Below are 13,028 nucleotides of genomic sequence, written 5' to 3'. Positions count from 1 at the left end.
AGTGACTCGATGTGAACCCGTTCCCTTGAAGCCCAGTTCGAACTGAACCAGGTTGATCAGCTCATAGGCATCAATCGGCTTCAACAGAAAGTCGACCACATTCAAATGCATGGCCTCGATGGCATCCCGAACTTCTGCATCTCCAGACACGATCACAATGGGCAGATCCGCCCACTCGGAGTTTCGGATCTTGCGGATCAACGCCAGGCCATTCAGCGGATGCATGTGCAAGTCCGTTATGACCAACCCGATTGAACTGTCGATTTCCAACAAACACAAAGCCTCGGCGACACTGCCAGCCGTCACACAGGCGACGCCATTAACTTGAAGGATTTCGGCCAGCAACTCGCGTGTAGCGTCGTCGTCATCAACGATCAAGGCTGTTTGAAGTGGCAATCCCGGGCCCTGGAGGACGGCGTTGATTGCCTCTCGCTCGGCGTCACTTAAAAGGTCGTAGTCGATCATCGGCTTCTTGGTCGGGAAGAAGGTTTCGAGGGGTTAAATCGAGCGACCCACAGGGCCGCTCAATTCAACTGCGCATTACCAGAGAATGTAAGCAGACGCCGTTGTTTGATTCAGATCGATTTCGCCAACTTCCAGTACTTCATATTCGGCACGGATGCCGATGTTGCGAAATACATCAAACTCAACGCCGGCACCGTAAGTCAGGTCCACGCCAGTGTCGTCATCGCTGGCATTACCGTCCGCATCCCAAGCATGAGCACCGACACTACCGAATACTCGTATGCGGTCGCCTATCGGAAAGCCGATATGGGCCGCGGCTTGAACTGATTTACCATCGAAATCAAGATCCTTGTCCTCGAATTGGCCAAGATCAACAAAAGCGCCTTCGAACGCGAGATAACTGTTGAGACGATAACCTGCAAAAACCTTATAGCTGGTGTCGTCATCGCTCAGCTGGGATTTGTCGGTTTCAATGCTGCTGACGCCAGCGCCAAGATACAAACCTTTGTCATCCGCGAGTGCCTGAAAAGACAGTAACGAAAGCAGCGAAACGAAGCCAAGGTTTCGAAATAACATGTGAGGTGAAGTCCTTCTACAGGTTGTCGGTGGTGAGGTGAACGCTTAGAAATTTGAGTGATCGCGAAGGTTGAGAGAAATCAATGATTGATATTTTGTGTGCGTTATAAGCCGTCAATCAGCCAGGCTAATGCGACGCCACATAAATAGGCGGCCAGGCAAAAGAAGATCTTTTGTTTGAGCGGCAATGAATTCAATCGATAGCGCATGCTGGTCCCTTCGGCTGAGAAATAAGCACTATTGGCCATTCGGGGCGACGGAGGAAAATTAATGATTGTTATTTATGGAATGGATGCTTATCGAAGTTGCAGTTTTGATGAGTGGCGCCGGGCAGTTTCCGAGGGCACTTCCCCATAAGCATCGTGATACGCCTTGGAAAACCTGCTCAGGTGATGGAAGTTCCAATACATCGCCGTTTCGGTGACGGTTGGCCAGGTGTTGCGGATCAAGTCTCGACGAACATTGGCGAGCCTTACATTTCTAATGTAGGCAATCGGCGTCACGCCGAACGTTTCGACGAAACCATGATGCAAAGTGCGAGTCGTCGTTCTGAGTTGTTTGACCAACGCTTTCATGCACAGCGCTTTTTTTGCATTGGCGTGGATGTATTCGATGGCTTCTATCGCGACCCTTCTTCTGGTCGGGGTTTTAAGTGCGGAGCGCCCAACCGGCGTCAGTGCCCGCAGCAGTGAAGTCAGCAGTGCACTTTCAACGCCTGACGCTTTCGAGCTGTCACGCTGTTTTAAAGAGGGGGTCTTGACGTCGATCGCATAAGCGCTGATGGCTTGAATGGCAGATTGTATTAACTTGAAGTTGGCCACTTGAAAGCGCTGTTCCTTTCGATTGGCCAGAACGTCGATCGCGGGGTGATTTTCCAGGCACTGGGCATAGTGTTCCAGCGTCGTGGTCAGGGTGAACAGCGTTTCGTTCGGCTCGCAGGTGTAATGCACGGGTTCATCGCTGTGCAACGCGATGATTTCGTTGGGGCGCAATTCATGATCATTGACGATGGGGCGGCCAACGGAAGTCTGTGAAATGGCAAAGCTGACACAGCCATGAGGCACAGAGCTGATCATCGTGACAGCCGAATCAAACTCCAGTCGACTGCATTGCACTCTAGGGCTATGCATGAGCTTGTGCTGGCGAATGTTCGCCTGATGTTCCGATGTGATGAGGTTCATCTCCCATCGGCCAATGGTTCTATTGGCGTTGTCCGCAGGCGCAGCGGTTACATGAAAGACTTCATCAGGGATGCTCATGGAATTGAAGGCTCTTTAGCTGAATGGACGGTGCCAGGCAATGCCGGCATAAGCTCCAGCGACGCTGAAAAGGCGTATGCGTCGCTCAGGGGTGAATCCACCAGGCTCTGAAGTTTACACGGCGCTATCTTCGACCCAAAAATGGTCGATGTTTCACTGGCCGGGCCGATTGCGGCGGCATCAAAGGCAAAAAAATCTTCGACTCGATAGTCTGTGCAAATCTTGTAACGAGACTGTTCATCGTCCAGCGTCTTCTTGTTGCTTTCAACACGCGTCATGTCGGTACGATAAACTTCCTTGTCATAGGCCATGGCCTTGAGAGAAAGCATTACACCAAACGAAACGGTTGCGATGTTTTTTAGCTGCATTGACGTGCTTTCCTTGTTAGTGATTTTTCAGTCAGAGCCTGGTGTCAGCCGTACTAAACTCACGGCTTGGTCTGTGGATAATCACGCGCCGGCGATGCTGATTGAAGTCAAAAACTCATATTGCCCAGGGTCAGGCAGTCAAGCGAAAAACAATGACTAGAGCGGGATCAGGGAAGGGTCGTCATTGATAACGTATTGTGGCGGGGGCGGTAGGGAGTTGTCGTTTGCCCCTTTGTCGTCATGAGATTCACTCTCGGAGTAAATCTGCAGGTGCGACAATTTCAATTTTTCATTCGGACTCAATTCTATTGAGTAGAAATCGATCTCGGTGCTGCCGTTGGAGTACTCATCGTGTGCTACTGAATAAAAGGGCAATGCCGCTAGAGACAGGACTGCCAGCATCTTGGTCATCATCGGTATGACGGCTCGCAAAAATGTATGTTTCGGGATTAGCCTGGAGCCGTTCTTGTGCTGAATGACAGCAGCTACGGCTCCGAGAATGGTAGAGGCGGGACTTTGAAGGGGGAGAGCGCTTGATACAAATCAGCAATTATTATTTTTGTTATTCGACCCGGTTTCAGCAAGCTCAGTGATTCATGCAGCGCAGACGGCCGAGATCGTGCACATAAAAACACACGGTGCTTTTGTCATTGGTAGGGATCAATTCGTAGTTCAGAACGGCGCCTTCTTGCAGAACATACTGGCGTCTGAAAAAAAGATCAGGCGTCTTTTCAATGGCAAACAACTCGGTGTCCTGGCTAAGTTTGACGTTGCTTATTTTTATCTGAACGTGATGTTTGCTTTCGCGAATGACGTCCGCCGTAATCGTAGCGTTACGAATTTTTCCGTTCAGGCTTTCCAGCGTGGTTTGCGTCAGTCGACCGTGCCCGATGGTCAGGTACTCTTCGGTATTAAGCTGGTTCAGATCTTCCAGCCATTGACGGGTAATGGTTTGATAACTGATATTTTCCATGTAATAGGATGGCGAATACACCAGCGAGAAAATGCAGATGGCGTTGATGATAGCCAGCACTGTCCAGTGAGCAATGGGCGGTATTGACTTCATAGGGTTGTCTCCAGGCATTGTCGAATCATCAATGCGAGGTCTTTTTGATCGCTATTCAACTGCAGATTTACAGTGCTTTCATCCGGGCGAACGCACGAAACGGAATAATTTGATTTAAACAGGTTCAGCCAGACCTGACCTTTCAAGTTGAGCGAAGCCTGTTGCACCTGTTTAGCCGAAAGATCCCTCAGTGATTCAGCTTCAGCGACGCTATCGCCTACAGCATGGATAGTCAGGTCGTTCTGTTTGAGGCTGGAAACTTCTACTTTCCGTGAGTCGAAATCAGAGTGGAAACCAGCAAATACGCAGACGCCCAAGGTCAGGACATAAGCGACTGACAGAGCCTTGGTCATGTAAGTCGATTGCGTGATGTTGCCAGAAGGTAGCGGGACAGGCTCAACTTCGGCTGGCGCAACAAGCTCTTCAATAACGGGCGCAGAAGGTTGCGCGGCTTCCTCTGTAGGCACCGGCAAGTCTGTCTGTGCTTCGACGACATACTGACGGTTGAAACAATAACCTCGTCGAGGAACCGTCATCAGAATCTCATGATCCCGACTGTCATTAAGCAGGTTTCTAAGGGAAAAAACGGCCTGATTCAAACTGCCGGAGGCAACAACGCGGTCATTCCAGGTGTAGTCGATGATCTCATCACGGCTTTTGGTCTGGCCGGGTTCCATCAGTAGCAGGTCGAGTAGTCGGGATTCAGCTCGGCCTATCGTGGAACTTTGGACATCACCATGGGGCGTCGTGATGGAAAGCAAGGCGGTATCTGGGTCGAAAAGGGCCATGGCACCATTTTTCAACTTGAAGGCGTAGCGCATGGGAGTCCTCCGTTCGGCGGTTCTGGCTGAGTATACAGACGGTTTGGATGGGCTGGATTTGACGCGATCCATACGGGTCAGGGAGCTGAACGGCTACAGGCGGACAAGCGCGGAAGGTGCGGAGGGAGCCATCAGAGAAGGCTGGGATAGCGCAAAAAAAGTATCACTGGAATCAAGCAAGGGTAACCCACGGAGTTTCTATCGAGGGCAGTGATGATGCTCGATAAGGGCCATCGGCGCTATCCGAAAACTGCGAGGCAGGTTTTTCAGGCAGGCCAGCGCTCCCTCAAGGAGCGCCTGGATCAAGGCAAAACGTTGTAGCCGCGCTGTTGCAGGCAGCTGCTGTACACGGAGTTGTTGGCGGTGATGCTTTGGTCGGTGGCGGCAGCGTCCTGACGGCGCTCCTGGCGTTGTCTTGAGCCCCCGATCACCACGCCGGCCGCGGCGGCGCTACGCGCATTGTTCTGGCGATAGTCTTGCTTGATATCGTCGTCGACCTGGTCGTAGAGGTTGTCATGTTGGCGGCCTCGAACCTCCGCGGCAGTGGCTCCGACGACCGCCGCTTTGGTCGCGCCTTTCACCCGACCACCAGATGGCGTTGTGTTTTGTATCGGGAATTGTGCATTGGCCTGTGATTGGCAGGCGCTGGTGTCCTGCTGGATCGTCTGGGAAGTTTGGCTTTTCAGTGGCACCACCGTCACCGCCAATGCCTGCGCACTGGCGAGCAATACCAGGATCGATAAGGTAAACATCAGTATTTTCATCACGCCGCACTCTTGTAAAACGTCGTTTCGTGGCCTGACGGTGTGTTCAGGCCGGAGGCTGAAACCCCACGCACGTCTACTCGCAATGGGGTACTCCGCAGGGGTTACTGCTTGGAAAGCAGCGTATGCATGTCATTCGTCACGTCTTTAAGTGCGACCTTGAAGTCATTGGCAGCGATAGGCTGGCTGGCGTTTTTCAACGTCGCGCCGAACACCTTGCGTACCACTTTGGCGACGGCCAAACCGGTGTTGGCATCGACCAGGTCGGCTTCAATAAACATCTCCGCCGTCTGATCGCGATGACCGGTAGCGGCTTGAGTGGCGCCGATAATCCCGCCGATCGGAACGGCTTCATACCAATGCATGCCCTCGTTGTTGGCGCTGACATGGGTAATCGCTGCCTGCAAGATCAAGGTCCGCGAAGCGGCCGGTGCCTGTTTTGCATTCGAGACAATGGTGTAGGAGGGTGCAAGGGCAGTCTTGATGCTGTTGCTGGCCATCGTCTGTACGTCTTGCAGGGTTTTCAGGTTGGCGCGTTCGGTCGGTTTCGGCGCGGGGTACAGCTCTACTTCCTTGAACACGACCGTGGAATAGGCGCGAGGATCAAACCCGGGCGCCACCCATCGCAGCACCTTCTGTTCACTCGGCGTCGTTTGCTCTTCCAGGCCCTGGTAATTGGCGAGGAAGCCCGAATACTGCTCTTGCTGCGCCACTTTCGAGACGCAGCCGACCTGAAACACGCAGCTCAAGGCGATACCCGCAATCCATTTATTCGACATGCTCATGTGTTCTGTTCTCAAGTGATGAAAGTTGTCATTCAGGTTCCGGCAAAGCGGGGCGGATGCTGCCCGCAGTGGCTGGATAATCCGAATCAATAACCCTCAAAAACTATTAAATGTGGTTGCTGGCGCATCTGCGGCCTAAACCCGAATCGTTCCCCCAAGGGCTGTGTCATGAAATGAAAAGCCATTGTCGTCTGATGAGAAGCGGCTCCCCAGGCGGCGTCCTACAGTCCAATCAGCGCAATTCGACGCAGCAAGCCAACAATGCAGATTGGAGAATAAGAAATCATGGCCAAAGCCGTCCGCTTCTATGAAACCGGTGGTCCCGAAGTCCTTCGCTATGAAGACGTGGAAGTCGGCGATCCCGGTCCAGGCCAGGTTCGTCTTCGTCATGTGGCGGTCGGCTTGAACTATGCCGACACGTACTTTCGCAATGGCACCTACCCGATCCCTATGCCCAACGGAATGGGGGTTGAGGCTTCCGGTGTGGTTCAGGCCGTCGGGGAAGGCGTGACCAATGTACAAGTGGGGGATCGCGTCACCTACACCGGTTTTCTCAATACCCTGGGTGCCTACAGCACCGAGCGTCTGATCGCGGCCGCACCGCTGATCAAGTTGCCGGAAACCATCAGCTTCGAAACTGCTGCCGCCATGACCATGCGCGGCCTGACCTCGTCGTACCTGATGCGCCGCATCTACGACTTCAAGGCCGGCGACAGTATTTTGCTGCACGCCGCTGCCGGTGGTGTCGGCCTGATCGTTTCGCAGTGGGCCAAGTTGCTCGGCGTGAACGTCATCGGCACCGTGTCCACCGACGCGAAGGGTGAAATCGCCCTGGCCCACGGTTGCAGCCAGGTCATCAACTACAGCCATGAAGACGTGGCCAAGCGCGTTCGTGAAATGACCGACGGCGTGGGTGTCAACGTGGTGTTCGACAGCGTGGGCAAAAACACCTTCGAGGGCTCGCTGGATTCGCTCAAGCGTCGTGGCCTGATGGTGTGTGTCGGGACTGCATCCGGTCCGATTCCGCCGTTCAATCCAGCGCTGCTGGCGATGAAAGGCTCGCTGTACATGACGCGCCCGGCCCTGGCCGACTATATCGCCGATCCGGCGGAAAAAGCCGAGCTGGCCGGCGAGTTGTTCGACCACGTCGGCAGCGGTCGGATCAAAATTGAAATCAACCAGCACTATGCCTTGCAAGACGCTGTCCAGGCCCATCGCGACCTGGAGTCACGCAAGACTACCGGCTCGTCGATTTTCGTCATTTAAGGAGCTACCAGCCATGAAAGTCGAACAATTGACCTGCAGCATTGGCGCCGAGCTGATCGGCGTCAACCTCGCCGACGCGGTGCACGATGACGATCTGTTTGCCGAGATCCGTGCCCAGTTGCTCAAGCATCGGGTGGTGTTCCTGCGCGATCAGGACATCAGCCGCGCCGACCACGTGGCCTTCGCCCGTCGTTTCGGCGAGCTGGAAGACCATCCGGTGGCCGGCAGCGACCCTGATCATCCGGGGCTGGTGCGCATCTACAAGAATCCGGACCAGCCAATGGACCGCTACGAGAACGCCTGGCACACCGACGCCACCTGGCGCGAAATCCCGCCGATGGGTGCCGTGCTGCGTTGCGTAGAGTGCCCGCCCGTGGGCGGCGACACCATGTGGGCCAACATGGCCCTGGCCTATGCGAACCTGCCGGAAGACGTGAAGGTGAAGATCGCCGACCTGCGCGCCCGCCACAGCATCGAAGCGAGCTTCGGTGCGGCCATGCCGATCGAGAAGCGACTGGCATTGAGAGCGATGTACCCGGATGCCGAACACCCGGTGGTGCGCACCCACCCGGAAACCGGCGAGAAAGTACTGTTCGTCAACGCCTTCGCCACCCACCTCAGCAACTACCACACCCCTGAGCGGGTGCGCTTCGGCCAGGACGCCAACCCCGGTGCCGGCGAGTTGCTGCGCTACCTGATCAGCCAGGCGTACATCCCTGAGTACCAGGTTCGCTGGCGCTGGAAGCCAAACAGCATCGCCATCTGGGACAACCGCAGCACCCAGCATTACGCGGTCATGGATTACCCGCCGTGCCATCGCAAGATGGAACGCGCCGGGATCATTGGTGACAAGACGTTCTGATCGACCCCCTCTGAATTCGAACTCGTAGACGCGCCTGCCAGGCATGACCGGCAGGCGGACAATCATAAAAACTGGAGTAACTCATGCAATTCTTCGACGATTCCCTGCACCCGGAAACCATGGAAAAAGTGGTCATCACCGTGGCCCCGTACGGCCCTGAGTGGATGCCGGAAGATTTCCCGGAAGACATCCCGCTGACCATGGACGAGCAAGTCCAGAAGGCTGTCGAGTGCTATGAAGCCGGCGCGACCGTGCTGCACTTGCACGTACGTGAGCTGGACGGCAAGGGTTCCAAGCGCCTGTCCAAATTCAACGAATTGATTGCCGGCGTGCGTGAAGCGGTGCCGGACATGATTATCCAGGTCGGCGGTTCGATTTCCTTCGCACCGGAAAGCGATGGCGAAGCCGCGCTGTGGTTGTCCGACGATACCCGCCACATGCTGGCCGAGCTGACGCCAAAACCGGATCAGGTCACGGTGGCGATCAACACCACCCAGATGAACATCATGGAATTGCTGTATCCGGAATACCTGGAAGGCACTTCCCTGGCCAACCCTGCCTTTCAGGCTGCCTACAGCGAAATGACCGTACCGGCCGGCCCGTCCTGGGTGATCGAGCACCTCAAGCGCCTGATGGACAATGACATCCAGCCGCACTTCCAGCTGACCGGCATGCACGCCTTGGAAACGCTGCAGCGCATGGTGCGCAAGGGTCTCTACAAAGGTCCATTGAACCTGACCTGGATCGGCATCGGTGGCGGTTTCGACGGTCCTAATCCGTTCAACTTCTTCAACTTCATCCACCGCGTACCGGACGGCTGCACCCTGACGTCCGAGTCGCTGCTCAAGAACGTGCTGCCGTTCAACACCATGGCGATGGCCATGGGTCTGCACCCGCGCGTGGGCAACGAAGACACTATTATTGATCACAAGGGCGAGCGTTTTGGTTCGGTTGCTCAGATCAGGCAAACCGTGCGCATCGCTCATGAACTGGGTCGCGAAATCGCTACCGGCAAAGAAGCCCGCGAGATTTATCGCATCGGTGTGAAGTACGACACCATCGAAGAAACACTGTTGGCTAACGGAATGGCCCCCAACCGCAAGGCTGGGCAAAAAGGTGTGCCGCAACGCGGCTGACCGACAGCGGGAGCGAGGGGGGTAGACCCCTCGCTCGCTGCAGTGAAACACGCTCGATAACAACAATAAAATAATGTTTCGAGGAGGCTGCATGGCCTTTCACCCTATCGCCGCCGACGATGACGACACCAGTGGTGTCGGCGTTGCGCGCAAATATGCCTGGATCGTCTTCGCACTGACGTTCGGCCTGTTGATTTCCGATTACATGTCCCGCCAGGTGCTGAACGCAGTATTCCCGATGCTCAAGGGCGAGTGGGCGCTGACGGACGGCCAGCTGGGTTTGCTCAGCGGCGTGGTGGCCTTGATGGTCGGCCTGCTGACGTTTCCGCTGTCGTTGATGGCTGACCGCTTCGGTCGGGTTAAAAGCCTGGCGCTGATGGCGCTGCTGTGGAGTCTCGCCACGCTGGGTTGTGCGCTGGCGCAGGACTACCAACAAATGTTTATCGCCCGCTTCATGGTGGGTGTTGGTGAGGCTGCCTATGGCAGCGTCGGTATTGCCGTGGTGATTTCGGTGTTCCCGAAACACATGCGGGCCACCCTGGCCAGTGCCTTTATGGCAGGCGGGATGTTCGGTTCGGTGTTGGGCATGGCCCTGGGCGGCGCGATCGCGGCCAAGCTCGGCTGGCGCTGGTCGTTTGCCGGCATGGCCCTGTTTGGTCTGCTGCTGGCGGTGCTGTACCCGATCATCGTCAAGGAAGCGCGCATTGCCCCGCAACGCGCCGCCGAGGCGGGCAAAAAAGTCGCTGCGGTGGTCAAGCGTCCGCTGCGCACGTTGTGCTCCAGCCCTTCGGTGATCGCGGCTTACATCGGCAGTGGCTTGCAACTGTTCGTGGGCGGCACCGTGATTGTGTGGATGCCCAGCTACCTCAACCGCTATTACGACATGGCGCCGGACAAGGCGGGTGGTGTCGCGGCGATCATCGTCCTGTGCAGCGGTGCCGGGATGATCCTGTGCGGCATGCTCAGTGATCGCATGTGTCGTCAGTCGGCCGAACGCAAGGTCGCTTTGGCCATCGCTTATTGCCTGGGCAGTTGCCTGCTGCTGTCGGCGGCGTTCGCCTTGCCGCCGGGACCTGCGCAATTGCTGTTGATTTGCCTGGGCATGTTGATTGCCGCCGGCACAACCGGCCCGGCCGGTGCGATGGTTGCCAACCTGACCCACTATTCGGTGCACGGTACGGCGTTTGCCACGCTGACGCTGGCCAACAACTTGCTCGGCCTGGCGCCGGGGCCGTTCATCACCGGCAAGGTGTCGGACATGATCGGTTTGCAGGCGGCCTTCCAGCTGGTACCGCTGGTGAGCATCGCGGCAGCGGCGGTGTTCTTTTTTGCCAAGTGCCATTACCACAAGGATATCGCCCGGTTGGCGGGTGAACGTGTCAACGATTCTGTAAGTGAAGCTGCGGTAGAGGTGAAGGTGTGAGTGTTCGTTTACGTATCGATGTGTTTTTCGATTTCATCTGCCCATGGTGCTTGATCGGTAAACGCCAACTGGAACGCGCACAAGCGTTGCTGCACTCGCAGCAACCGGATGTGCTGGTTACCACGGTGTGGCACGGGGTGCAGTTGTTGCCCCACCTGCCGGTACAGGGTGAACCGTTCGCCGAGTTCTACCTCAATCGTCTGGGCAGTGCCGAAGCGGTCGCCATGCGTCAGGCCCAGGTGCAGCAGGCGGCAAAAGCGGTCGGGGTAGACGTCGACTTGAGTCGCATCACCACCATGCCCAACACCGCGGACGCCCATCGTCTGTTGGCGCACGCCAACTCGCGGGGGAGCACGGCTCAGCGCGACCAGTTGCTTGAGCGTCTGTTCGCCGCGTACTTCCAGAACGGCGAGGACATCGGTCGCCGCGAGACGTTGATCACCATCGCCCAATCGTGCGGTTACGACGCTGACGCGGTGAGGGACTACCTCAAAGACGAATCCGGTCCCTTTATCGGTAACGAGGTCGGTGCCTCCAGCGGTGTGCCGAGCTTCCTGTTCGACAGCCAGTTAACGCTGGTCGGCGCGCAGCCTGCCGAGGTGATGCTGGGTGTCATGTACGAAGCCATGGAACGCCAGCGCGTGCGGATCCCGTCATGACCCGTCGTGTCCCCGTGCCTGCGGGCAAACTCCCGCAGGCGGGTGGGCGTGCGCTGTTCGAATTCGAGAACAAAAGCCTGGCGTTGTTCAACGTCGAAGGCGACGTGTTTGCCATCGATGACAGTTGCCCGCACCAAGGCGCTTCGCTGTGCGGCGGGCGCCTGGACGGCAAGGTGATTCAATGCTGCGCCCATGGTCTGCGCTTCGATCTGCGCAGTGGTTACCTGCTCGATTCCACCGCGCTCAAGGTCAACAACTACCCGGTCGAAGTCATCGACGGCCAGGCTTTTATCGTTATTGCTTCTGAGGAGTCCGCGCCATGAGCGCCATTGCTCTCACCCGTATCCATAGCCGAACACGCGAACTGGCCCCGGGTTTTATCGTCAGTCTGATCGTGGCGGCAGCCGCTTCGTTTTTGTCCGAACACTACGGCGCACCGGTAATGCTGTTTGCCTTGCTGCTGGGCATGGCGTTGAACTTCCTGGCCGGGGAGGGCGTGTGCAAGGCCGGCATCGAATTTACCGCGCGCACCGTGTTGCGCCTTGGCGTGGCCCTGCTGGGCATGCGCATTACCCTTGAGCAGATTGCCGGCCTGGGCTGGAAGCCAGTAGCGCTGGTGGTGACGCTGGTGGTGGTGACCATTGGCGTTTCGGTGATTGCGGCCAAGATGCTGGGGTTCCAGCGTTTGTTCGGCATGCTCACCGGTGGCGCGACGGCGATCTGTGGCGCTTCGGCGGCGTTGGCACTGGCGGCAGCCTTGCCCAATCATCCGCAGAAAGAACGCGCCACACTGTTTACCGTCATTGGCGTGTCAGCCCTGTCGACGATGGCCATGATTGTTTATCCAATGATTGCCAACTGGTTGTCATTGTCACCGCAAATGGCGGGTATTTTCCTCGGCGCCACCATCCACGATGTGGCCCAAGTGGTCGGTGCCGGTTACAGCATGTCGACCGAAACGGGCGACACGGCCACGGTGGTCAAGCTGATGCGAGTCGCCATGCTCCTGCCGGTGATCGTCTGTGCGGCCATGGTCACGCGCATGCAAGGCGCCGAAACCGGCGGCAAGCGACCGCCGCTGCTGCCGTGGTTCGCCGTCGGTTTTCTGCTGCTGGCGTGCATCAACAGCACGGGATGGATAGCGCCCGTCGTGCAAGGCACGGTCAATGACCTGTCGCGTTGGTGCCTGGTGGTGTCCATCAGTGCCCTGGGCATGAAGACTCAGCTCAAGGAGCTGGCCTCCGTCGGCATCAAGCCCATCCTCCTGATGGTGGGGGAGACGGTGTTCCTCGTCGTCCTGGTGCTGCTGTTGCTGCGCTGGGGATTCTGAACCTGATCGACTTCCGTTTTATGGCAGGGCCGCACCGGGTTTGACTCCTCAGCACGGTGCGGCTCTCGGTCGGTGTCACAAACATCGGCTTTTCGCGGCGACTGTATAAGCAGTCGCCGCTTTTTTCGTTGGTTCGAAAACACTTTGTGATGAGGGCGCTATTGTGGCGAGGGAGCTTGCTCCCGCTGGGCTGCGCGCAGCCCCCAAAAAAAACGGCTGCTGCGCAACCGAGCGGGAGCAAGCTCCCT

The 13,028-nt window shown here is 56.8% G+C and carries 14 protein-coding genes and 1 pseudogene; 7 read left to right on the top strand and 8 right to left on the bottom strand.

The genetic code is table 11. The annotated features are described in order from the left end of the window. Positions 1-30 precede the first annotated feature (30 nt). The 8 genes and pseudogenes from ACWKV5_RS02645 to ACWKV5_RS02610 all read right to left on the bottom strand — a co-directional run. Positions 31-465 (bottom strand): annotated as a pseudogene (locus ACWKV5_RS02645) (response regulator); the annotation flags it as partial. A 75-nt stretch (positions 466-540) separates the two neighbouring features. Further along, positions 541-1,041, bottom strand: a complete 501-nt coding sequence (locus ACWKV5_RS02640) for an outer membrane beta-barrel protein (protein WP_483840052.1) — start codon at positions 1,039-1,041, stop codon at positions 541-543. A gap of 296 nt (positions 1,042-1,337) precedes the next feature. Continuing rightward, a complete protein-coding gene (locus ACWKV5_RS02635) occupies positions 1,338-2,300 on the bottom strand; it encodes a helix-turn-helix domain-containing protein (RefSeq protein WP_483840051.1) in 963 nt (320 codons plus the stop codon). After that, positions 2,297-2,668, bottom strand: coding sequence for a hypothetical protein (locus tag ACWKV5_RS02630; RefSeq protein ID WP_483840050.1), 372 nt, complete (start codon positions 2,666-2,668; stop codon positions 2,297-2,299). Before ACWKV5_RS02630 ends, ACWKV5_RS02635 begins: the two co-directional genes overlap by 4 nt. Positions 2,669-3,254: 586 nt before the next feature. Next, complete coding sequence (locus ACWKV5_RS02625) at positions 3,255-3,734, bottom strand: hypothetical protein (protein WP_483840049.1); 480 nt, start codon at positions 3,732-3,734, stop codon at positions 3,255-3,257. Then, complete coding sequence (locus tag ACWKV5_RS02620) at positions 3,731-4,555, bottom strand: winged helix-turn-helix domain-containing protein (RefSeq protein ID WP_483840048.1); 825 nt, start codon at positions 4,553-4,555, stop codon at positions 3,731-3,733. The genes ACWKV5_RS02625 and ACWKV5_RS02620 overlap by 4 nt, the downstream gene beginning before the upstream one ends. Positions 4,556-4,857: 302 nt before the next feature. Next, the gene (locus ACWKV5_RS02615) at positions 4,858-5,319 is read right to left on the bottom strand and encodes a hypothetical protein (protein ID WP_483840047.1); all 462 of its coding nucleotides are present in this window, start codon (positions 5,317-5,319) and stop codon (positions 4,858-4,860) included. A gap of 104 nt (positions 5,320-5,423) precedes the next feature. Further along, positions 5,424-6,104, bottom strand: a complete 681-nt coding sequence (locus ACWKV5_RS02610; RefSeq protein WP_483840046.1) for a DUF3313 domain-containing protein — start codon at positions 6,102-6,104, stop codon at positions 5,424-5,426. Positions 6,105-6,389: 285 nt separating this feature from the next. On the opposite strand from ACWKV5_RS02610, the gene ACWKV5_RS02605 reads away from it, so the two are divergent. The 7 genes from ACWKV5_RS02605 (at position 6,390) to ACWKV5_RS02575 (ending at position 12,780) form a co-directional block, all read left to right on the top strand. Further along, on the top strand, positions 6,390-7,370 hold the full coding sequence (locus ACWKV5_RS02605; protein ID WP_483840045.1) for a quinone oxidoreductase family protein: 981 nt from the start codon (positions 6,390-6,392) through the stop codon (positions 7,368-7,370). A gap of 13 nt (positions 7,371-7,383) precedes the next feature. Further along, positions 7,384-8,232 carry a TauD/TfdA dioxygenase family protein gene (locus ACWKV5_RS02600; RefSeq protein WP_483840044.1) on the top strand — a complete coding sequence of 283 codons (849 nt, stop codon included), beginning with the start codon at positions 7,384-7,386 and terminating at the stop codon, positions 8,230-8,232. An 83-nt stretch (positions 8,233-8,315) separates the two neighbouring features. Continuing rightward, positions 8,316-9,368: a beta-keto acid cleavage family enzyme gene (locus ACWKV5_RS02595; RefSeq protein ID WP_483840043.1), complete on the top strand. Its 1,053-nt coding sequence runs from the start codon at positions 8,316-8,318 to the stop codon at positions 9,366-9,368. A 91-nt stretch (positions 9,369-9,459) separates the two neighbouring features. Beyond that, positions 9,460-10,791 carry an MFS transporter gene (locus ACWKV5_RS02590; RefSeq protein WP_123434481.1) on the top strand — a complete coding sequence of 444 codons (1,332 nt, stop codon included), beginning with the start codon at positions 9,460-9,462 and terminating at the stop codon, positions 10,789-10,791. Further along, the gene (locus tag ACWKV5_RS02585; RefSeq protein ID WP_483840042.1) at positions 10,788-11,450 is read left to right on the top strand and encodes a DsbA family oxidoreductase; all 663 of its coding nucleotides are present in this window, start codon (positions 10,788-10,790) and stop codon (positions 11,448-11,450) included. Before ACWKV5_RS02590 ends, ACWKV5_RS02585 begins: the two co-directional genes overlap by 4 nt. After that, positions 11,447-11,773, top strand: coding sequence for a Rieske (2Fe-2S) protein (locus tag ACWKV5_RS02580; protein WP_483840041.1), 327 nt, complete (start codon positions 11,447-11,449; stop codon positions 11,771-11,773). Before ACWKV5_RS02585 ends, ACWKV5_RS02580 begins: the two co-directional genes overlap by 4 nt. Further along, positions 11,770-12,780: a YeiH family protein gene (locus ACWKV5_RS02575; RefSeq protein WP_027921447.1), complete on the top strand. Its 1,011-nt coding sequence runs from the start codon at positions 11,770-11,772 to the stop codon at positions 12,778-12,780. Before ACWKV5_RS02580 ends, ACWKV5_RS02575 begins: the two co-directional genes overlap by 4 nt. Positions 12,781-13,028: the final 248 nt, after the last annotated feature.

Source organism: Pseudomonas oplopanacis, from assembly GCF_057128725.1.
The sequence above is the reverse complement of the archived record's forward strand: the minus strand, read 5'-3'. Positions and strand labels throughout refer to the sequence as shown.